18 protein-coding genes are annotated in these 21701 nt (G+C 69.6%); 14 read left to right on the forward strand and 4 right to left on the reverse strand.

The features are described 5' to 3' along the window. Nucleotides 1-894: RNA polymerase sigma factor (locus Q4P07_RS10415; protein WP_303374850.1), on the forward strand; the 894-nt coding region annotated here is incomplete at its 5' end. Between the two features lie 19 nt (nt 895-913). Then, a complete protein-coding gene (locus Q4P07_RS10420; protein WP_303374851.1) occupies nt 914-1453 on the forward strand; it encodes a GNAT family N-acetyltransferase in 540 nt (179 codons plus the stop codon). On the opposite strand, the gene Q4P07_RS10425 is transcribed toward Q4P07_RS10420, so the two are convergent. The 4 genes from Q4P07_RS10425 to Q4P07_RS10440 form a co-directional block, all read right to left on the reverse strand. After that, nucleotides 1377-2681 (reverse strand): LuxR C-terminal-related transcriptional regulator, encoded by a 1305-nt coding sequence (locus Q4P07_RS10425; protein ID WP_303374852.1) that lies wholly within the window; start codon nt 2679-2681, stop codon nt 1377-1379. The two genes, Q4P07_RS10420 and Q4P07_RS10425, sit on opposite strands and share 77 nt — an antisense overlap. 130 nt (nt 2682-2811) lie before the next feature. Beyond that, nucleotides 2812-5130: a DUF3488 and transglutaminase-like domain-containing protein gene (locus tag Q4P07_RS10430; RefSeq protein ID WP_303374853.1), complete on the reverse strand. Its 2319-nt coding sequence runs from the start codon at nt 5128-5130 to the stop codon at nt 2812-2814. After that, nucleotides 5127-6389: a DUF58 domain-containing protein gene (locus Q4P07_RS10435; protein ID WP_303374854.1), complete on the reverse strand. Its 1263-nt coding sequence runs from the start codon at nt 6387-6389 to the stop codon at nt 5127-5129. The genes Q4P07_RS10430 and Q4P07_RS10435 overlap by 4 nt, the downstream gene beginning before the upstream one ends. A 49-nt stretch (nt 6390-6438) precedes the next feature. Continuing rightward, nucleotides 6439-7416: a MoxR family ATPase gene (locus tag Q4P07_RS10440; RefSeq protein ID WP_303374855.1), complete on the reverse strand. Its 978-nt coding sequence runs from the start codon at nt 7414-7416 to the stop codon at nt 6439-6441. A gap of 324 nt (nt 7417-7740) precedes the next feature. Here Q4P07_RS10440 and mraZ point away from each other — a divergent pair, with 324 nt between their 5' ends. From mraZ to ftsZ, 12 genes are all read left to right on the forward strand, one after another. After that, the gene (mraZ, locus tag Q4P07_RS10445; RefSeq protein ID WP_303374856.1) at nt 7741-8202 is read left to right on the forward strand and encodes a division/cell wall cluster transcriptional repressor MraZ; all 462 of its coding nucleotides are present in this window, start codon (nt 7741-7743) and stop codon (nt 8200-8202) included. A gap of 233 nt (nt 8203-8435) precedes the next feature. Further along, nucleotides 8436-9443, forward strand: coding sequence for a 16S rRNA (cytosine(1402)-N(4))-methyltransferase RsmH (rsmH, locus tag Q4P07_RS10450; RefSeq protein WP_303374867.1), 1008 nt, complete (start codon nt 8436-8438; stop codon nt 9441-9443). Beyond that, the gene (locus tag Q4P07_RS10455; RefSeq protein WP_303374857.1) at nt 9440-9901 is read left to right on the forward strand and encodes a hypothetical protein; all 462 of its coding nucleotides are present in this window, start codon (nt 9440-9442) and stop codon (nt 9899-9901) included. The genes rsmH and Q4P07_RS10455 overlap by 4 nt, the downstream gene beginning before the upstream one ends. A 158-nt stretch (nt 9902-10059) precedes the next feature. Beyond that, a complete protein-coding gene (locus Q4P07_RS10460; RefSeq protein WP_303374858.1) occupies nt 10060-11889 on the forward strand; it encodes a penicillin-binding protein 2 in 1830 nt (609 codons plus the stop codon). 2 nt (nt 11890-11891) lie between these two features. Continuing rightward, complete coding sequence (gene murF / locus Q4P07_RS10465; protein WP_303374859.1) at nt 11892-13391, forward strand: UDP-N-acetylmuramoyl-tripeptide--D-alanyl-D-alanine ligase; 1500 nt, start codon at nt 11892-11894, stop codon at nt 13389-13391. Beyond that, complete coding sequence (gene mraY / locus Q4P07_RS10470) at nt 13391-14506, forward strand: phospho-N-acetylmuramoyl-pentapeptide-transferase (protein ID WP_303374860.1); 1116 nt, start codon at nt 13391-13393, stop codon at nt 14504-14506. The genes murF and mraY overlap by 1 nt, the downstream gene beginning before the upstream one ends. Then, entirely contained in the window at nt 14503-16014 is a 1512-nt protein-coding gene (gene murD, locus Q4P07_RS10475) for a UDP-N-acetylmuramoyl-L-alanine--D-glutamate ligase (RefSeq protein ID WP_303374861.1), read from the forward strand. The genes mraY and murD overlap by 4 nt, the downstream gene beginning before the upstream one ends. Further along, nucleotides 16011-17423 (forward strand): putative lipid II flippase FtsW, encoded by a 1413-nt coding sequence (gene ftsW, locus Q4P07_RS10480; protein WP_303374862.1) that lies wholly within the window; start codon nt 16011-16013, stop codon nt 17421-17423. The genes murD and ftsW overlap by 4 nt, the downstream gene beginning before the upstream one ends. Next, complete coding sequence (gene murG, locus Q4P07_RS10485) at nt 17420-18523, forward strand: undecaprenyldiphospho-muramoylpentapeptide beta-N-acetylglucosaminyltransferase (protein ID WP_303374863.1); 1104 nt, start codon at nt 17420-17422, stop codon at nt 18521-18523. Before ftsW ends, murG begins: the two co-directional genes overlap by 4 nt. Nucleotides 18524-18540: 17 nt before the next feature. Next, entirely contained in the window at nt 18541-20043 is a 1503-nt protein-coding gene (gene murC, locus Q4P07_RS10490; RefSeq protein ID WP_303374864.1) for a UDP-N-acetylmuramate--L-alanine ligase, read from the forward strand. A 95-nt stretch (nt 20044-20138) separates the two neighbouring features. Then, entirely contained in the window at nt 20139-20843 is a 705-nt protein-coding gene (locus Q4P07_RS10495; RefSeq protein WP_303374865.1) for a cell division protein FtsQ/DivIB, read from the forward strand. Between the two features lie 127 nt (nt 20844-20970). Beyond that, on the forward strand, nt 20971-21701 hold a 731-nt coding region (gene ftsZ, locus Q4P07_RS10500), incomplete at its 3' end, for a cell division protein FtsZ (RefSeq protein WP_303374866.1).

The raw sequence follows: 21701 nt of genomic DNA on the forward strand, positions 1-21701 counted from the left end.
GTCAAGGACTACCTCAAGCAGATCGGCAAGGTGGCCCTGCTCAACGCCGAGCAGGAGGTCGATCTAGCCAAGCGCATCGAGGCCGGCCTGTTCGCAGAGGAAAAGCTCAACTCTGGCGAAAAGATCGACGCCAAGCTCAAGCGCGAGTTGTGGTGGATCTCCAACGACGGCAAGAACGCCAAGAACCACCTGCTCGAGGCCAACCTGCGCCTCGTCGTCTCCCTGGCCAAGCGTTATACCGGCCGCGGCATGCTCTTCCTGGACCTGATCCAGGAGGGCAACCTGGGTCTGATCCGTGCGGTCGAGAAGTTCGACTACACCAAGGGCTACAAGTTCAGCACCTACGCCACGTGGTGGATCCGTCAGGCGATCACCCGCGCAATGGCCGACCAGGCCCGCACCATCCGCATCCCGGTGCACATGGTCGAGGTCATCAACAAGCTGGCACGCGTCCAGCGCCAGATGCTTCAGGACCTGGGGCGCGAGCCGACCCCGGAGGAGTTGGCCAAGGAGCTGGACATGACGCCCGAGAAGGTCGTCGAGGTCCAGAAGTATGGCCGGGAGCCGATCTCCTTGCACACGCCGCTCGGCGAGGACGGCGACAGCGAGTTCGGTGACCTCATCGAGGATTCCGAAGCGGTCGTCCCCGCGGACGCGGTCTCCTTCACCCTCCTGCAGGAGCAGTTGCATTCTGTCCTCGACACGCTCTCCGAGCGCGAGGCGGGCGTGGTATCGATGCGCTTCGGGCTCGCTGACGGTCAGCCCAAGACCCTCGACGAGATCGGCAAGGTCTACGGCGTCACTCGCGAACGGATCCGTCAGATCGAGTCCAAGACGATGAGCAAGCTGCGGCATCCCTCGCGTTCGCAGGTCCTGCGCGACTACCTGGACTGAGGTCTGGCAGGTCGGCACCGTGAGGCGCAGCGAGCAGGCCCAGGACGGAGTGGACTGGTATGTCTTGCGCCTGGGTCCCCAGGACTGGCGCGACTATCGAGACCTTCGGTTGGCAATGCTCAGCGATGCTCCGGACGCCTTTTGGACCAGGCTGGCCGATCTTCAGCCACTGACTGAGGCCGACTGGCGGGCGCGTTCGACCGACCGCACCTTGCACGTGCGGGGCGCTGACGGCAGACCGGTTGGCACCCTGACGCTGCTCACCCCGGATCCCGCGAAGCTCCCGGGACTGCGAGCCGACGACGCGCTTGTCCTGGCCCTCTACGTCATACCTGCAGCTCGTGGGCGGGGCGCGGTCGACGTGCTCCTGGATGCAGCCCAGGCGTTGGCGCAGGGTGAGCTTGGTGCCGGTCGACTCGTGCTCCACGTCAACGAGCACAACGCGCGCGGGGTCGCGGTCTACCGACGGCACGGCTATGAGTTCACCGGCGGCGCGCTCCCTCATCCTCGACAACCGGGCGTGCGAGACCTGGAGATGGCAAAGGCGCTGACGCAGTAGGCCGGGCGTCGGAAAGCGCTGGTCCCCTGGCCGCACGCGACACGAGGCGAACCTCCTCGTGGACGCTGAGTTTCCAGGCAACCGCGCCCGTCCGGCCTCGGACCGCGAGCTTGCGGTAGATGTTGGACGTGTGGTGCATCACGGTCTTGACGTGGATGCCCAACGCCGTGGAGATCTCGCGATTGCTGTTGCCGGCGGACAGCAGGTCCAGGACCTCGATCTCGCGATCCGTCAAGGTTTCGTGGCTGGATGGGAAGGCCGCTGTCCCGAGCGGACGCGCTGCCGTGCCGTAGGCCAGACGGTGGCGGACCAGCGCGGGCAGCATGAAGTGGCTGACGTCCCTGTGGTGAAGGGGCTCGACCAGGTGGAGGTCGACCAGGGCGCAGAGGTCGGTGAAGACGTCCCCGGACCCTGCGAGCGTGCGGACAGTTTCGATAGGCATCGGCCCGTCCACGACCACGAGACGGTCCAACAGATCACGTTGGTCGCCAGTGAGTCCGGACAAGAGGCGTTCGAGCGCGGCGAAAAGGTCATGATCCACCTCGTCGTCATCGGCCCTGAGGACCACCTCGGGTCGGTGCTCGAGCAGCTCGATCACCATGGCCGGGGAGTAGGTCGCGGACCGTGTCGCGACGCATGTGATGGCGCGCGGGAGACCGCCGACCAAAGCCACGATCCGTGCGATATCGCGCAACACTTCGCCGTCCAAGACTGCGGTGGTGCCGGTGGCTCGGGCCACCTCGGTGAAGAGCAGCACCGCAGGCTCGACCGCCAGCGCGCTCAGGCTGGCATCGGGTGCGGGCAGCGGCAGTGCGGGGACCCGGACGACGACCTCACCAGGCAGGTGCTGCGGCCTGGTGGAGGTCAGCAGGAATCGCAGCCTGGGTAGGCGGGCGCGCACCGCCTCGATCGCTTGGGCGGCCTCCGTGACGCGATCGTAGTCGTCGACGACTATCAGGTCGGCGTCTCCTGACACGTGCGCAACCTCGAAGAAGCCCCAAGATTCTTCGAGGTCGCGCAGTGCCGGGGCGAGGTGAGCAGTCTGCCTACCGTCAACGATCCGGATCGCTTCGGGCTGCAGCAGGCGGGCAGCGCACTCCAGCGCGAGCCGCGTCATCCCCACCCCAGGAAATCCCGTCAGGGTCACGAGGGCACCCGGCGCAGCGAGCAGCCCCACGATCATCGCCACGATGTCGTCCCTGCCCTGCAAAGTGCGCACCCGCGCCATCCGGCGAGTATGGCACCGAGCCGTTGACTACCGGTGGGTATGGCACTTGTCACGTAGGGCAACTGCGCTCATCACGGCGGTGGTCGACGGTGGGACAGCGGGTCCTGGGTCGCGACCCGACCCGGCTCGCTCAGCGGCGGAAGAGGCCGGTGAACCACCGGCGGATTCCGTCGACGCCGCTGCGCGGCAGCAGTGCCGCGTTGGCGCGCAGATTCCACGGCGACTCGTGGCGCACCGCGTGGACGACGGTCCGCACGTCCTGGCCCACCTGGGCGGCATCGTCGTCGTCGACGCTGGCGGGCACCGCATATCGGGAGCGCTCGAGGGTGGAGCAGACCCGGCCCAGGGCTTCGGAGTCGGAGCGGTTGAGCGTGGTGACCGAGGCGTAGTGCCGGCCCATGTCGCGGGGGCTGCGCGCGGGCGGGTCGTCCACGCCAAGATCACGCAACGACCGGGTGAGCAGCAACCACTGGCCCTCGATCTCGTCCTGGAGACTCTCAGCAGTGTGCACGCCCTCGGCCCGATAGCGGCGCCCGACGATCGGCACGACCATCAGGAGCAGAGCGAGGGTGAGGGCCCCGAGCAGGACCTTGGCCAGCACCTTCAGGACCTCGCCGAGCGTGTCGAGGAAGGAGGGGTCACTCGGCGTGGCGGGGGTCGCGGTCGGGGTCGGGGTCACGGACTTGATGGCCGTCGAGGTGGTCGCGCCGGAGTCGTCCTGGTTAGGGTTGGACGCATACGCTGGCGGCTGGCCGGAGTGCAGACCCGGAGTGGGCTCGAACCGGGTCCAGCCCAGGCCCTCGATCCACAGCTCGGGCCAGGTGTGCGCGTTGGCGGCGACCACCTTGCGGGTGCCGTCGACCTGGACGGTGCCGGGCAGGAAGCCCACTGCCATCCGCGCCGGGATGCCTTCGTAGCGCGCCATCATCACCATCGTGGTCGCGAACTGGACGCAGTAGCCCTGCTTGGTCGCCAGGAAGCCACCGATCGGGTCCGCGGCGGTATCCCGCGCCGCCGGCGCCAGCTCCAGGGAGTAGCGGTACTCACTGGACCGCAGGTGCGTCTGGATCCGGACTGCCTGCGCCAGGGTGTTGGTCTCCTCGCCGACGATCTGGTCGGTCAGGTCGGCGATCGACCCTTTGGTGATGTCGTCGATGTCCAGCAGTTCGGCGTCGAATCCGTCGGTGCTCTCCAGCGGCGCGCCGGTGCCGTCGGGCAGCTGGGAGCCCGATGGGATGCCCACGTAGGAGACCTGATATCGAGGTGACGCATTTTGCAGGACGACCGTGTCGTCGCGGGGGTCGAAGCGATAGCTCGAGCTCCCGGTCAGATCGATCGTGACGGGCGGACTGGGGACGGCGAGGTAGGGCGGCGGCAGGGCGTTGCCGGTCACGGTCATCCGCTGTTCCTGGACCGGGACGTCCGGGCTGAGGCCGTCGGGCCGGGGGAGGGGAGCCCCGACAGGCAGCAGCCCAGAGGCGTCACGGGCAGGCGCCACCCACTTGCCGTCCTCCCACCGCTCGGTCGAGGTGACGCGCAGCGGCTCCAGCCGGGAGGCGGTGGTGCGGTAGGTCAGGATCGGTGCCTCGGAGCGGCTCTTGAGGTCCTTGGTCGGGTCCATCGTCTCGGTGAAGGCGACTTCTGCGGTGTCCCCGGCCGGACCACGGGCCTGGGTGTTGCGGGCCAGCCCGTCGCCGAAGAACGTCGGTGGCAGGTGCGGGATGACGGCTGCCCCCAGCACGGCGCCCACCAACGCGAGCCCGCCCAGGGTCTGGGCGAGCCCCCGGTGATGGGGGATCCCCGAGGACACGTCCTCGCTGCCCCTGGACTCCCGTCGCCGGTCCGAGGGCCACGCAGCGGTGACTCGATGGTCCTGTTGAGCGAGCATCACCAGCCACAGCCCGGCGATCGCCGCGAAGTACCACGGCGGCATCGCCTCGCCGGAGTTGGAGACGGACACCAGAAAACCAGCTGCCAGCGGGATGCCGGCGCTCGCGGGAGCGCGTCCGGTGACGCCCATCGAGTCGACAGAGACGGCGGTGAGGGTGAGCACCGCGACGACGAGAAAGGAAACCCCCTCCGTAGTCGGCGCCGGCGCGGCATACGTCTGCAGCACCGTCCCCGCCTGACGCAACAGTGCACCGACCTCGGCCAGCGTGGCAGAGGTGGGCAGGAAGCCGCGCCACAGGGTCTCGCGCAGGAACAGCGCCGCGATCCCGGCCAGCCCCACGAAGAGCTGGCCCAGGGCGATCAGGCTCGGCGGGGCGTCGATGGTCCGCAGGATCGCCCCGACGATCGCGACCAGGGCGACCATGGACAGGGCCGGCAGGAGCCAGGTCTCCTCGCGCAGCAGCGAGGTCAGCGGCCACGCGACCGCCATCGTGGCCAGCGCGGCGACCAGGCCCTCGGGCCACATCCCGCGCTGGAAAGCCTCCAGGTCCAGTTTCATCGCGACCTGCTCCCCGACGTCAGCGAGCCACTGATCGCGGCCCAGGCTCGGGCGATGTCGGTATGCGGTCCCACCACGACGCTGCGCCACCCCGCGTCCGCGAGCACCCCGGTCGAGGACTGCTCGACGTCGTCGCCGTCTTTGCTCGCGGCGGCGCCGAACTTGACCGGGTCGATCACGAATGCCAACGCCCGTGACCCTGGCTGCCGGATGGCTGCCAAGGTGCGCAGCGAGTCCTCGTCGCTGCCGACGACCGCCGCGACGACCAGGACCCCGCCTGCGGTGAAGGAGGAGGCTGCGGCCGTGAGCCGGTCGAGCCGGGAGTCCTCCTCGGGCTGGACCCGCGCCAGCGCGGTGAGCGTCTGGTCGAGCTCGATGGGGTCCGGCGCCGTGCTGTCGCGCACCGTCGTGTCGGTGAGCAGGTGCACGACGAAACCGTTGGCGATCAGGTGGCGAGCCACGGAGCCGATCGCCGAGACGGACCACTCGAAGGAGGAGCGCACCCCGGTGCCGGGGTGCGCCGAGGCGCGGGAGTCCAGGAGCAGCACGGCGCGGCGCCGGGCTGGCCGGTCCTCCTGGCGGACCATGATCTCGCCGCGGTGCGCGGTGGCTGGCCAGTGCACGCGCCGCAGCTCATCGCCGTCACGGTAGTGCCGGATGCTGACGTCGTCCTCGCCGTGCGAGGCGACCATCTGTGGCATGTCCCCCTCGCTGCCGCGCGAGGTGCCCCGGACCCGACCCTCGCCGAGGGAGGACAGCCTTGGCAGGACCAGGACCTCGGTGCGCGAGGACAGCTGGAGGGAGAGGAAGGTGAGACCGAACGGGTCGCGCTGCCGCAGCAGGACCGGTCCCAGGGAGTAGGCGCCGCGGTGCCGGCTACGGATCGAATACTTCATCAGCTTCTCCTCGCCCGCGGAGAGGCGGGGCAGGACGAAGCGAGGCCGGTCCCCGAGCTGGTAATGCAGCTGCTCCTCGGCGAGGAAGACAGCCGTGCGGCGCTCGCCGACGTTGGTGAACCGCACCTCGACAGCACCCCGCTCGTCCGGAGCCAGCCGGACCGGACTCACGGTGCGCACCACCCGGATCTTGGGGGTGCGGCGCGGCAGGACCAGCAGCGTCAGGAGGGGCAGCACGACCAAGATCAGGCCGATGCGCGTCAGGTCCGGGTAGCCAAGCAGGATGCCGGCCGCCATGACGCAAGCGCCCAGGATCACGAAGATCTTGCCCCGGTTGGTCAACCGGGCCTTGGCGGACTTCATCCTGCCCCCCTGGCCGGCACCCTGCTGCTCGCCCCTGCCACGATCCGGGTCAGCGGCCCGAGGGCACGGCGGTGCGGCCGAGCAGGTCGCGCACGAGGTCGGTGGTGCTGTGGCGGGCGAGCGCGGCCTCGCTGGTCGGCAGGATGCGGTGCGCGAGCACCGGCACCGCCATCGTCTGGACGTCCTCCGGCAGGACGTGGTCACGTCCTGCCAGTGCCGCGTGCGCTCGGGCGGCGCGCAGCAACTGCAGCCCCGCACGCGGGGACGCACCCAGCCGCAACTGTCGGTGCTGACGCGAGGCGTTGACGATGTCGACGACATACCGGAGCAGTGCGTCGGCGGTATGCAGCCCGCGGATCGCCTCGATGGTGTGCTGCACGTCTTCGGCAGTGGTCACCGGGTGGAGAGAGTCGAGCGGGTTGAGCGCGCCGTGCGACTCCAGCATCGCGATCTCCGCCGTGGTCGCCGGGTAGCCCATCGAGAGCCGAGCCATGAACCGGTCCCGTTGCGCCTCCGGCAGCGGATACGTGCCTTCCATCTCGATGGGGTTCTGGGTGGCCATCACCAAGAAGGGGCGGGGAAGCGGGTAGGTCGTGCCGTCCACGGTGACCTGACGCTCCTCCATCGCCTCCAGCAACGCGGACTGCGTCTTGGGGGAGGCTCGGTTGATCTCGTCACCGACGACGACGTTGGCGAAGACCGCCCCCCGGCGAAACTCGAACTCCCTGCTCTCCTGGTTGAAGATGCTGACGCCGGTGATGTCGCTGGGCAGCAGGTCGGGGGTGAACTGCACGCGCGAGACCTTGCAGTCGATGGCTCGGGCCAGCGCCTTGGCGAGCATCGTCTTGCCCACGCCGGGCACGTCCTCCACGAGCAGGTGACCCTCGGCCATCAGCACCGTGACGGCGGTGGACACGACCTCGTCCTTACCCTCGATCACCGTGGTGATGGCGGAATGGATCGCGCCCGCGACGGACCGCACCGCATCGAGGTCGATCGTGTCGGGGGCGGGGGAGATCGCTGACATACCTGCGATCTTGCCAAACCCCTGACCCATTCCGCGTATCGGGCGCGAAAGACCCTCTCCTCCACTTCGCACCACTTCCCCAGGTCGGATCAGCGGCCAACCCTTCGCCGACGCGCTGACCTGCACCTTTGCGTGCCTACCCAGTTGATACACCTGCAGATCGACCGGACCACGACGTCGATTGACCCGATCTCCTCCACGGCCTTTGCGAGGCTCCCACCTGCAACAACGCGAAAATTCTCCAGGTTTCTCACGGTTTGTCCGACACGCAGTGGAGTGAAGTGGAGTAAGGTGGAGCGCACTGGAGTAGTCGGGAACCGTTCGATGCCTGGAGAGGGGGTGGTCCGAATGCTCTTCCTGGGCACCCACACCCCCAAGCTCGACGACAAGGGACGGATCTTCCTACCCGCCAAGTTTCGGGACCGCCTCGCCGGGGGACTGGTGATCACCCGCGGCCAGGAACGCTGTCTCTACGTCTACCCGCAGCCCGAGTTCGAGAGGATCGCCACCGAGATGACCTCGGGGACGACCACGACCTCTCGCGATGTCCGCGACTATCAGCGTGTCTTCCTCTCTGGCGCCTCCGACGAGGTGCCGGACAAGCAGGGCCGCGTCACCATCCCTCCGGTGCTACGCGACTACGCCGGCCTGATCACCGAGTGCACCGTCATCGGTGCCGGCAACCGCGTCGAGGTCTGGGACACCGGCGCGTGGACCGCCTACCTCGAGCTGGCCGAGCCCGCCTTTGCCGAACGCTCGGAGGAGGTGGTGCCCGGACTGATCTGAGCCGGACGCCGACTGCCTGCGCTTGCCCAACCCGCGTCCTTGTCCCTGGCCTCCCCCCGTCCTCGTTCCGACGCGACTTCCCCCGCGCCGGAGCACCGCAAGCCGGCACGACTTCCCCCGTGCCGGACCCGGATTGTGGACGGTGGGGGACCAGGGTCCAGGACCTGGCCACCGGGCAGGCCCGACACCCACCAGGTATGTCGAGCCCACTCACCTCCTCCGGGCCATCCGCCATGGACACCAGCGATCCCACTCCGACCGCCCAGCGGCACGTGCCCGTCATGCTGGACCGCTGCGTCGACCTGCTCGCCCCGGCGCTGCAACGCGAAGGCTCGGTCTTCGTAGACGGCACGCTCGGGATGGGCGGCCACACCGAAGCGGTGCTGACGCGCTGCCCGGCGGCACGCGCCGTCGGGATCGACCGGGACCCGGAGGCGCTGGCGCTCGCGACGGCGCGGCTGGCCCCGTTTGGCGACCGGTTCACCGGGGTGCACGACGTCAGCGACGACGTGCCCGCACTCCTGCGGGGGCTCGGCATCGACCGCGCCGACGCGATCCTCTTCGACCTGGGCGTCTCCTCCCTGCAGCTCGATGAGGTCGAGCGCGGCTTCGCCTACCGCACCGACGCGCCGCTGGACATGCGGATGGACCAGAGCACTGGGCAGACCGCCGCCGACGTCCTCAACACCTATGACATCGGCGAACTCCAGGCGATCCTCAAGGACTATGGAGAGGAGCGTTTTGCCCGCCCCATCGCCCGCGCGATCCTGCGTCGCCGCGAGCAGGTCCCGTTTACCACCAGTGGCCCCCTGGTCGAGCTGCTCCACGACGTCGTCCCCGACAGGAGCCAACGGACCGGTGGCCACCCGGCCAAGCGGACCTTCCAGGCGTTGCGTATCGAGGTCAACGCCGAGCTCACCGTCTGGGCGCGCGCGCTGACCCAGGCCCTGCGTGCGCTCTCGGTCGGGGGCCGCATCGTGGTGCTCTCCTATCACTCCCTCGAGGACCGCATCACCAAGCGGGGGCTCGCTGCTGGGGCAGTTACCTCCGCGCCTCCCGACCTGCCCTTCGAGCTGCCTGAGCACGCGCCCTGGCTGCGCCTGCTGGTCCGCGGGGCCCAGCAGGCCGATGACGCCGAGCTCGCGAGCAACCCGCGCTCCGCCTCTGTTCGGCTCCGCGCCGCCGAGCGGACCCGCACCACTGAAGACCAGCAACCCACGACCCATGAGGTGCACCCATGAGCCAGATGACCGTCCCCGCACGCCTCGGTCAGGTCGGGATCCGTCCCGCCCGTCTCCCGGCCTTCGCGGCGCGTCGCACGCGCGTCCAGGATGCAGCGCCCGTCGCCGGCCACTTCGGTTTCATGATCCTGTGCCTGGCGCTGGTGATGGCGACCTTCTCCGCAGTCCTGGTCCTGAACACCGCGCGCGCCGAGGGCTCTTACGTCATGTCCCGCCTGCAGACACAGCAGACCGAGCTGCACGACACTCTGGTCACGCTGCAAAGCGAGTTGGACGATCTCCAGTCCTCCGAGGCACTGGCAATGAAGGCCCGCAAACTGAAGATGGTGCCCTCCACCTCCACCGCCACCTTGCGGCTGTCCGACGGGTCCCTTACCGGCGTGGCGTCCATGGTCGATGGCAACCGCACGATTACGGTGGATCTGCCCTCGACGGGCGTTGCGGTCAAGGACCAGTAAGGGCGACGTGACGCCCAATTCAGCGTCCGCGACCCGCGAGCGCGACCAGGACAGACGAGGCCCGACACGACACCGCCAGGGGTGAGCAACGAGTGGGAGCAGCACCATCTAGAGGTCGGCGACCCGGTGGCGCACGCTCCCTTTCTCGGGCTCCCGGGGTGGTGCACCCGCAACGACGAGTCCGTGCCCTGCTGCTGGGGATGCTGCTGGTCCTGAGCCTGTTCGCTGCCCAACTGGTGCGGCTGCAGGGCCTGGACGCGGCCAGCGTGTCGGCCGCGGCTCTCGACGGTCGGCTCGCCGTCAAGACGATCCCAGCGGGGCGCGGCACCATCACCGACATCGACGGGGCCGAGCTCGCGGTCAGCACCGAGCGCAAACGCGTCACTGCCGACCCCACCCTCGTCCAGGACTTCACCGTCACGAAGGACGGCGAGGTCGTGGCGAAGGGCTACGCCGCCGCGGCCCAGATCGTGGCTGAAGTCACCGGCGCTAAGCAGTCCAGCGTGCTGGAGAAGTTGACCGAGCCCGACTCCCCTCGGAGCACCGTCCTGGTCCCCGACGTCTCGCCGCAGAAGTGGCAGGAGCTGCGCAAGCGCGACGTGCGCGGCGTGTTCGCTGAGTCCTATATGCGCCGCGACTACCCACTGGGGGAGTCCGCGGCTCAGCTCATCGGCTGGGTCGGTGCCGGCGACCAGCCCGCCGGCGGCCTGGAGCTGGTGCGCAACTCCGAGCTGGTCGGCACCCCGGGTGAGGCCGTCTACGAGCAGGGGCGCACCGGTGAGGTCATCAGCACCGGGCTCTATCGCGAGGAGCCGGCCCAGCCCGGCTCCGACCTGCGGCTCAGCCTCGACGCCGACATGCAGTGGTACATCTACGACGCCGTCCGCAAGCGGGTCAAGGAGTCGGGCGGGCTCTCTGGGTATGCCGTGGTGCAGGAGGTCAGGACGGGCCGGATCGTCGGGATGGCCAGTTATCCAAGCTTCGACCCCGCCGACACCACTCAGGACGTCGCGAAGATGCGCAACGCCGCGGTCGAGGACGTCTACGAGCCCGGCTCGACCGCCAAGCTCATCACGGCCGCGGCCGCCCTCGAGGAGGGCATCATCGAGCCGCAGGACCCGATCGAGGTGCCCTCGGGCATGCGGCGCGGGGGCTGGCCCTTCAAGGACGTCGAGCCGCACCCCGTCCTGCACCTGACCTTTGCTGGCGTGCTCGCCAAGTCCTCCAACATGGGGACGCTCCTGTATGGCGAGAAGCTGCCGGGGGAGAAGCTCTACGAGTGGATCCGCAAGTTTGGGTTGGGGGCGCCGACCGGCCACGGGCTGCCCGGTGAGTCGCCCGGCTTGGTGCCGGAGCCGAAGACCTGGAGCGCGACCACCCACTACACGCTCATGTATGGCCAGGGCATGTCCGGAACCCTCCTGCAGCAGGTCGGGGTCTTCCAGACGGTCGCCAACAACGGCGTCCACCTGCCACCCAGCTTCGTCGCCGGGACGACCGACCCGGACGGCCGCTACACCGAGGTGCCGGTGGCGCAAGGCAAGCGGATCATCTCGGAGAAGACGGCGACGACGCTGACCAGGATCATGCAGCAGATCCCCGCCACCGGCGGCACCGCGCCGGACGCCGCGGTCCCCGGCTACCACGTGGCCGGCAAGACCTCGACGGCCAGCCGCATCGACCCGAAGACTGGCCGCTACAGCGGCGTCACGTCCAGCTTCATCGGCTTCGCCCCGGCAGAGAATCCCGAGTATGTCGTCGCCGTCGTCGTGCAGCGACCGACCCGGATCAGTCAGTACGGCGGCGTGATCGCCGGCCCCGTCTTTTCCTCGATCATGCGTTATGCCCTCCAGAAGGAGGGGATCGAGCCAGCGACCACACCGCCGGTCACGGTCCCGCTGGAGTATGACCCCGCCAAGCAGGCCCCGGGCGAGGAGCCAGGTGTCACACTGGGAGAGATAGCCGTCAAGGATGAAGGGACCCCCTGAGCGTGATCTCCCTGACTCTGCCGCAGATCGCGAGGGTCACTGGCGGCCGGGTGCACCCCGACACGACCGCGGCGCTCGACCTCGCGGTGACCAGGTCGGTCGTGACTGACTCCCGAGCTGTGGAGCCCGGTAGCCTCTACGTCGCCCGGCGCGGTGAGCACGCCGACGGCCATGACTACCTCGGCTCGGCCGCCGCGCACGGGGCAGTCGCGGCCCTGACCAACCGGGACAGCGACCTCCTGCCCTGCGTCGTCGTGCAGGAGGACCCGACCCGTCTCTCCCCACGTCCCGACCGCCCGCCCTACGACGCCGTCACTCGCGCCTTCGGCGCGATCGCCCGTGAGGTGCTGGACCGCTGCGTCGCCGATGGTGGGCTGCGGGTGGTGGGCATCACCGGCTCTTCCGGCAAGACCTCGACCAAGGACCTGATGGCCCACGTACTCTCCGGCCTGGGCCCGACCTTGGCGCCCGAGGCGTCCTACAACTCCGAGGTCGGGGTGCCGTTGACCGTCTGCCGTCTCACTCCGGAAACGGCCTACCTGGTCGTGGAGATGGGCGCCTCCGGCAAGGGCCACATCGAGCACCTCACCGGCATCGCACCGCCCCAGGTCAGCGTCGTCCTCAACGTCGGCACCGCCCACCTGGGAGAGTTCGGCTCACGCGAGGCGATCGCGGAGGCCAAGGCGGAGATCGTCCGGGCCCTTCCTGCACACGGGTTGGCCGTCCTCAACGCCGACGACGCCGTCGTCGCCGCAATGGCTGCGCAGGCCCGGGCTGTCGGGGCCCGCATCACCTTAGTCGGCCTGTCCGCGGCCGCCGACGTGCGCGCTGCGGACGTCCTCATCGACGCCGCTGGCCGCGCTTCCTTCACGCTGCACGCGCCCGAGGCTCCTGCCGACGGCATCCGGGTTGGCCTGCAACTGGTGGGGGAGCACCACGTCGGCAACGCGCTGGCGGTGGCCGCGGTGGCCCACGAGTGGGGTATGCCGTGGCCGGACATCTCGACCGCGCTCGGCGACGCGACGCCGCAGTCGCGGTGGCGCATGGAGGTCACCGATCGCGCCGATGGGGTGACGGTCATCAATGACGCCTACAACGCCAATCCGGACTCCATGCGCGCCGCGCTGAAGGCCTTAGCCGCGATGCGGCGCGAGGGGGGCCACACGGTCGCCGTCGTCGGCGGCATGCTCGAGCTCGGGGAGACTTCCGCAGCCCAGCACCTGCTGGTTGGCCAGGAGGCCGCCGTTCTGGGCATCGACCACCTGGTCACCGTCGGCGACCTCGCCGAGCCGGCAGCAACGGCATACCTGGAGCACGGCGGCGCCGAGGCGACGTCCCTGACCGACCGTTACCAGGCGCGGGACTTCCTGACGGCACGGCTGACCAGGCACGACGTGGTGCTGCTCAAGTCCAGCCGCGACGTCGGCCTGCGCTTCCTCGGTGACGATCTCGCGGGGATCGACCCCGCGCCGGCAGCCGTGGACAAAGAGGTGGACGCCTGATGGTCAACGTCGTCCTGGCCGGTGGGGTGGCGATGCTCATCGCCCTGCTTGGCACCCCGCTTTTTATCAAGTTTCTCGTTCGCCGCGCCTACGGCCAGTTCATCCGCGACGACGGTCCTACCTCCCACCACACCAAGCGCGGCACCCCCACGATGGGCGGCGCCGTCATCATCCTGGCGACCCTGCTGGGCTACTCCGTCTCGCACCTGCTGCTGATCCTGCTCGACCTCTCCGGACTCGTGGAGGTCACCCACAGCCGCTTCTCGATGAGCGCGCTGCTGGTGCTCTTCCTCATCACCGGGCTCGGGTTCATCGGTTTCCTCGACGACTACACCAAGATCTCCAAGCAACGCAGCCTGGGTCTGACCTCGATCGAGAAGCTCGCCGGGCAGACGATCATCGCGGTGATCTTTGCGATCCTGGCGCTGCAGACCCCCGGGGACAACACTCGCAGCCCCGCCTCGACCGCGATCTCTTTTGTCCGCGACACCAGTTTTGACCTCGCGCTGGCGGGACCGATCGCGGGGACAATCCTGTTCATCCTGTGGGCCAATCTCCTCATCGCCGGCGCCTCCAACGGCGTCAACCTCACCGACGGCCTCGACGGCCTGGCCACCGGAGCCAGCGTGATGGTCTTCGGCGCCTACTCGATCATCGGCATCTGGCAGTACAACCAGAACTGCCAGATCGCACCCGGTCCCAACTGCTACGACGTGCGGGATGCTCTCGACTTGGCGGTCGTGGCCTGCTCGGTGGCCGGCGCCTGCTTCGGCTTCCTGTGGTGGAACGCCTCGCCCGCCAAGATCTTCATGGGTGACACCGGCTCCCTGGCCCTCGGCGGGGGCCTTGCCGGGCTGGCGATCACCACCCACACCGAGCTGCTCCTGGCCATCCTCGGTGGGCTGTTCGTGATGATCACGCTGTCGGTGATCATCCAGGTCGCCTCCTTCAAGATGACCGGCAAACGGGTCTTTCGCATGGCTCCGCTGCAGCACCACTTCGAGTTGCTGGGCTGGGCCGAGGTGACGATCGTCATCCGTTTCTGGATCGTCGCGGGCATCTGTGTCTCGGTCGGCCTGGCGCTCTTCTACGGCGAGTGGGTGGCCAACCTGTGACTGCTGCCCTGGATGAGCTCACCCACCGTGACGCCGACTGGGCCGGCCTGCGCGTCCTGGTGGCCGGGCTGGGAGTCAGCGGTTTCGCGGCCGCCGACGCGCTCCTGCAGCATGAGGCCGTGGTGACGGTCGTGGACCGCGGCGACGCCTCGGAGCCGCAAGACACCAAGGCCAACATCCTGGGCATCCTCGGTGCCGAGGTCCTCCGTGGCGCCGACCACGTGCTCGGCTGGCCCGAGGGCCTCGAGGTCGATCTGGTCGTCACCTCTCCTGGCTGGCCTCCCCGCCATCCGGTGCTCGTCGAAGCCGCCGAGCGCGGCATACCGATCTGGAGCGAGGTCGAGCTGGCGTGGCGGTTGCGGCCCGCGGTCGGGGCGGCGCCCTGGATCGCGATCACCGGCACCAACGGCAAGACCACGACGGTGCAGATGGTCGACACGATCCTGCGCACGGCGGGGCTGCGGTCCGCGGCCGTCGGCAACGTCGGCACCCCCATCCTCGACGCGGTGCAGCACCCGGAGCCCTTCGACGTGATCGCGGTCGAGCTGTCCAGCTTTCAGCTGCACTTCACCCACACCATGTCGCCGATCGCCAGCGTCTGCCTCAACGTGGCGCCCGACCACCTCGACTGGCACGGCTCCCTGGAGTCCTATGCCCAGGACAAGGCCAAGGTCTATGCCCGCACCCAGGTGGCCTGCGTCTACAACGTGCAGGACCCGCGGACCGAGGAGATGGTCGAGGACGCCGAGGTGGTCGAAGGTTGCCGCGCCATCGGCTTCACGATCGGGATCCCGGGTCTGTCGATGGTCGGGCTGGTCGAGGACGTCCTGGCCGACCGAGCCTTCGTCGAGCAGCGGGCGACCTCGGCCGCCGAGCTCGGCACCCTGGCGGACCTGGCCAAGGCGTCCGGGGGCGATGCCACCCCGCCGCCACACCTGGTCGCCGACGCGCTCGCGGCCGCCGCGCTGACGCGCGCCGTCGGGATCCAGCCCGCAGAGATCCGAGAGGGGCTGCGGGCCTTCCGCACCGACGCCCACCGCACCGCGATCGTGGCCGACGTCGACGGCGTGACGTGGATCGACGACTCCAAGGCGACCAACCCGCACGCCGCCCAGGCTGCGCTCCGGGCCTACCCTGACATCGTCTGGGTCGCCGGGGGACAGCTCAAGGGCGCGGACGTCGACGCGCTGGTCGAGGAGGTCGCCGACCGGTTGCGCGGGGTCGTGCTGCTCGGCGTGGACCGCCAGCAGATCGCCGACGCGCTCGCCCGACACGCGCCGAAGGTCCCCGTCTACGACGTCGGGGTCGCCGACCATGGGGACATGGCGGCGCTAGAGGGGTTGATGGGGCAGGTGGTGAAGCGGGCTGCCGAGCTCGTGGAGCCGGGCCAGGTCGTGCTGCTCTCACCAGCCGCCGCATCCTTGGACATGTTCCCCAGCTATGGCTCCCGCGGCGATGTCTTTGCTGCCGCGGTGCGTGCCTATCTGGGGCGTGGGGAGACGTCATGACCTCGATCACCCGCCGGGGTCTCACCAGCGAGGCCTCGCCAGCCGACCCGTCCGCGGTGTGGAGCCGTGCCTCGATTGGGGAGTGGCTGCGCTCGCCGGTGGCCCCCTACTACCTCGTGCTCGGTGCCGCCACGTTGCTGACCGGGCTGGGCCTGGTCATGGTGCTCTCGGCCAGCAGCGTCGGCTCCTACGCCGAGGACGGCAACTCCTACCTCGTCTTCCTCGACCAGCTCATCTATGCCGGTATCGGCGTCGCGCTGGCCCTCGTCGCGTCGCGGCTGCCGTTGGTGTGGTGGAAGCGGCTGGCCTGGCCGGCGATCATTCTGGCGCTGCTCCTGCAGGCGGCGGTCTTCACACCGCTAGGCCTGGACGCCTACCAGGGCAACCGCAACTGGCTCTCGATCGGCGGGCGGACCCTGCAGCCCTCGGAGTTCGGCAAGGTGGCGCTCGTCCTCTTCGGGGCGATGGCGCTGGCCACCAAACGTCGGCTCATGCACCGGATCGGCCACGCGACCATCCCCTTCATCTTCCCCGTCGGGATCGTGCTCCTGGGCCTAGTGCTGCAGGGCCACGACCTGGGCACCGGCATGATCCTGCTGGCCATCATGGTCGGCATGCTCTGGTCGGCTGGTCTGCCGGGGCGTTGGTTTGTCGGTGTCGGCGCGGTCGCCGGCGTGGGGCTGGCCTTCCTCGCGGCCGGCAGCGCCAACCGGATGCAGCGGATCCAGGTCTGGCTCGGTGACATCTGCAGCAACCCGCACGTGGCGGGCTGCTTCCAGAAGGTGCACGCCGAGTATGCCCTCGCCGACGGCGGCTGGTGGGGCCTGGGCCTGGGGCAGTCGCGCGAGAAGTGGGGCCTGCTGCCGGAGCCGCACAACGACTTCATCCTGGCGATCATCGGGGAGGAGCTGGGGCTGCCGGGCACGGTGGCGGTGCTCGGTCTCTTCGCGGTGCTCGGCTATGCCTGTTTTCGCATCGTCAGCCAGTCGCAGGACCCCTTCACCCGGCTGGCCACCTCCGGGGTGATGATCTGGTTCCTCGTCCAGGCGCTGCTCAACATCGGCTCGGTGATCGGGATGCTGCCCATCATCGGCGTGCCGCTGCCATTGGTCTCCAGCGGTGGCTCCGCGCTCGTCGCGGCGCTCATCGGGGTCGGTCTGCTGCTCGCGCTCGCCCGGTCCGTCCCCGGGGCCGCGCAGGCCCTTGGCGGCCGCCCAGCCACCCTGCGCCGGACCTTCATGGCCGCGCCCAGTGACGGAGCGACGGTCAGCCGCACGCAGGCTGGCGCTCGCGGGTCCTCGCGATCCAGTGGCGCTCGCTCCCCGCGCAGCAGCCGCGCCCGGTCCACCGGTCGGACGCGCTCCTCGGCCACCAGCCGGGCACCCCGCAGCCACGGACGGCGCCGATGACCGACGGTCCCGCACTAGGGGTCGTGCTGGCCGGTGGGGGTTCTGCCGGCCACGTCAATCCCCTGCTCGCCACCGCCGACGCCCTGCGCCGTCGGGTCCCCGGCGCGCGGATCAGCGTGCTCGGCACCGCGCAGGGCCTGGAAGCCCAACTCGTCCCTGAGCGCGGCTACGACCTGGTGATCGTGCCCAAGGTCCCTTTCCCCCGTCGACCCGGCCCAGCCGTGCTCCGTTTCCCGGGTGCGCTCAACGCCGCCGTCGGTGCCGCTTCGTCCGCGATCAAGGCTCTCGATGCGGATGTCGTCGTCGGCTTTGGCGGCTATGTCGCCACACCCGCCTATCTGGCCGCTCGCAAGGCAGGCGTCCCGATCGTCATCCACGAGCAGAACGCCCGGCCGGGCCTGGCCAACAAGCTGGGTGCCCGCTTCACCTCGGCCGTCGCGACCACCTTCGCGAGCACGGCCCTGCCACATGCGGTGCGGGTCGGGCTCCCGCTGCGCGCCGAGATCCGCGACTTGGACCGGGCGGTCGCTCGGGCGCAGGGCCTGGCGCACTTCGGTCTCGACGCCGACCGCCCGACGCTGCTCGTCTTTGGTGGGTCGTTGGGGGCCCAGCGCCTCAACCTGGTCTTCTCCGCCGCCGGGCAGGACCTGCTGGACGCCGGCGTCCAGGTGCTGCACCTGACCGGTGCCGGCAAGGAGGCCCTCGCCCCGGCCCGGTCCACCACGGGCGCTCGCTACGTCGCGCTCCCCTACACCGACCGGATGGAGCTGGCGTATGCCGTGGCTGACCTCGCGGTCTGCCGCGCCGGTGCCGGGACGGTCTGCGAGCTCGCTGCCGTGGGCGTGCCGGCCATCTATGTCCCCCTGCCGATCGGCAACGGCGAGCAGCGCCTCAATGCCGCCGAGGTCGTCGCCGCCGGTGGTGGGCTGCTCGTCGACGATGCCAGTGTCGACGCCGCCTGGGTCCGGGGTGAGGTCCTGCCGCTGGTGCTCGACCGTGGCCGGCTGGACGCGATGGCCGCCGCCGCTGCCCTGCACGGTGAGCTGGATGCCGACGACCGCCTCGTCGACCTCATCCTGCATACTGCGGGCCGTTCGTGACGACGGACGGACCGGACATGTCTGCGTGGCCACGGTTTGATTTCGCTGCGCCCGTGCCCGCCGCCGACGAGCTGGGTGCCGTCCACTTCATCGCTATCGGTGGCTCCGGGATGTCTGGCGTCGCACGGATGTTCTTGGAGCGTGGCATCCCGGTCTCTGGCTCGGACCGGGCCGACAGCGCCACCCTGCGCATGCTGGAGGGTGAGGGAGCCCGCGTCGAGATCGGCCACGACCCGGCCAATCTGCACCTCGTCGGCGCCGAGACCGTCATCGTCTCCAGCGCGATCTCCGAGTCCAACCCCGAGCTCGCCGCCGCCCGCGCCGCGGGACTGCGGGTCCTGCACCGTTCCCAGGGCATTGCTGCCCTGCTGTCGGGCCGGGACGCCATTGCGATCGCCGGCGCCAACGGCAAGACGACCACGAGCGCGATGGTGACCTTCGCCCTGCGCGCGGTCGGCCTGGACCCGGGCTATGTCATCGGGGCACCTCTGGCCGGCACTGGCGTCAGCGCGGAGTCAGGTGCGCCGGGCAGCCCGATGGTGATCGAGGCAGATGAGAGCGACGGCTCCTTCCTCGTCTACCGGCCACAGATCGCGGTCGTCACCAACGTCCAGCCCGACCACCTCGACTTCTATGGCGACGTCGAGTCCGTCGAGCGGGCCTACGCCGCCTTCGCGGCCACCATCGCCATCGGTGGGCTGCTCGTGACCAACGCCGACGACCCCGGTGCGGCGCGGCTGGCGGCGCATGCCCGCCGCGAGGGCATCCGGGTGCTGACCTGGGGCACCGATGGTGAGAAGCCTGAGGCGGACGCGGCTGACGCCGCTGACGTGGTGCTCAGCGATCTGGCCACCGAGGGCATGAACACGTGCGCCACCTTGACCTTCACCACCAACGTCGGCCAGGTCGCCGCGGGGGAGTCGGTGCAGCTCCGACTGCCGGTGCCGGGCCTGCACAGCCTGCACAACGGGACCGCCGCGGTGCTGGCGGCGGTGGCCGGGTTGCGGCTGCCCCTGGCGCCGGTCCTGGCCGGTCTGGCGGCCTTCCCCGGTGCGCACCGTCGCTTCGAGCTCGTCGGTGAGGCCGGTGGGGTCGAGGTGGTCGACGACTACGCCCACAACGCGCCCAAGGTCACGGCGGTCGTCGAGGCTGCCCGGTCTGCCGCGCACGGCCGACGGCTGGTCATCGCCTTCCAGCCGCACCTCTTCTCCCGGACCCGCGACTTCGCGCCCGGCTTCGCCGCCGGTCTCGCCGCGGCCGACGTCCTGCTGCTCCTGCCGGTCTACGGCGCTCGCGAGCAGCAGGAGCAATATCCCGACGTAACCTCGGCGCTGCTGGCCGAGCTGGTGACCGCCCACGGCAGCGGGACGCAGGTGCACCTGGCCGCCGACGTGGCCTCCTCGCCATACCAGCTCGCCTCCCTGGTGCGTGCTGGCGACCTGGTCGTCACAGTCGGCGCCGGAGATATCACCACGGTCGGTCCGCAGTTGCTCCAGCTGATCGGGGAGGGTAGGGCGTGAGGTTGTTGCGTCGGCGGGGTCGCCAGCACGCGGGCACCGGGCCGAGCCTCCGGCCGGCGCCGCGACGGTTCCGGACCAAGGGGATAGGACGGTCGATGGTGATCTGGGGTGCCATCGTGCTCGCCCTGGCGGCCGGCGTGATCTTCCTGTTCTTCTTCTCGGCAGCGTTCGTGGTCAAGGATCTGCACGTGGCCGACGCCAAGGGAGAGCTGGCGACCTCGGTCGAGGAGTTGGCCGACATCCCGCGCGGGCGGCCGCTGGCGAGGGTCTCGGAGGCCAAGATCAACGAGCGCGTCCAGGCGGATCTACGGGTGGCCCGCGTGTCCGTGGAGCGTCAGTGGCCCTCCTCGGTGACTCTTCGGGTGGTGCAGCGTGAGCCGGCGCTCGTCCTGCAGCAGGGCGGGTCGATGTGGCTCGCCGATGTCGACGGCGTCGTCTTCGATGAGGTCGGCAAGGCACCCGGCAAGCTGCCCGTGGTGACGGTGCCCACCAAGCCGACCGAGTTGTCCGCCGCGACGGTGCAGGGGTTGGTCCAACTGTGGGCGACGCGGCCCAAGGCCAACGTCCTGGGGGGCAAACTGAGCACCCCGGCGCTGTCACGGACCGGGAGCGTCACCATGCGGGTCGGCCAGGTGACGATCGTGTGGGGTCCCCCTGTTGAGGCCGAGAAGAAGTGGAAGGTCGTCAGCGCCCTCCTGGCTCAGGACAGCATTGACCCTTCAGGAGTCATCGCGCAGAAGATTGACGTGACGCTGCCCGACACCCCCATCGTCACCGGGATCCCCCCCGCGACCGGCTGACCTGCCTGAACGCGCAAACCTCTACCTGAAGTCGAGGTTCACGCTCTGCCGTTGCGAGCGGCGCTCGATTTATGATCTCCCAAGAGCTCGACAGCACACCCGCTACCAGCATTTCGAAAGGCCCATCGTGTCCGCTGCGCAAAACTACTTGGCCGTCATCAAGGTCGTCGGCATCGGGGGTGGTGGCGTCAACGCCATCAACCGGATGATCGAGGTCGGCCTCAAGGGTGTCGAGTTCATCGCCATCAACACTGACGCTCAGGCGCTCCTGATGAGCGACGCCGACGTCAAGCTCGACGTGGGCCGCGAGCTCACCCGTGGGCTGGGCGCGGGGGCTGACCCGGAGGTGGGGCGCCGGGCCGCTGAGGACCACACCGAGGAGATCGAGGAGGCGCTGCGCGGCGCCGACATGGTCTTCGTCACCGCGGGTGAGGGTGGCGGCACCGGCACCGGTGGCGCCCCGGTCGTGGCCAAGATCGCCAAGCAGATCGGCGCGCTGACCATCGGCGTCGTGACGCGCCCGTTCACTTTCGAGGGCCGTCGTCGCGCCAACCAGGCCGAGACCGGCATCGCGAGCCTGCGCGAGGAGGTCGACACGCTGATCGTCATCCCCAACGACCGGTTGCTGTCGATCTCGGACCGCTCGGTGAGCATGCTCGACGCCTTCCGCAGCGCCGACCAGGTGCTGCTCTCCGGGGTGCAGGGCATCACCGATCTGATCACCACGCCGGGCCTGATCAACCTCGACTTCGCCGACGTGAAGTCCGTGATGCAGGGCGCCGGGTCGGCGCTCATGGGCATCGGCTCGGCCCGCGGCGAGGACCGCGCCGTGCAGGCCGCCGAGCTGGCGATCTCCTC

Origin of the sequence: Ornithinimicrobium sp. (assembly GCF_030537745.1) — a bacterium.
Taxonomy (GTDB): Bacteria; Actinomycetota; Actinomycetes; order Actinomycetales; family Dermatophilaceae; genus Ornithinicoccus.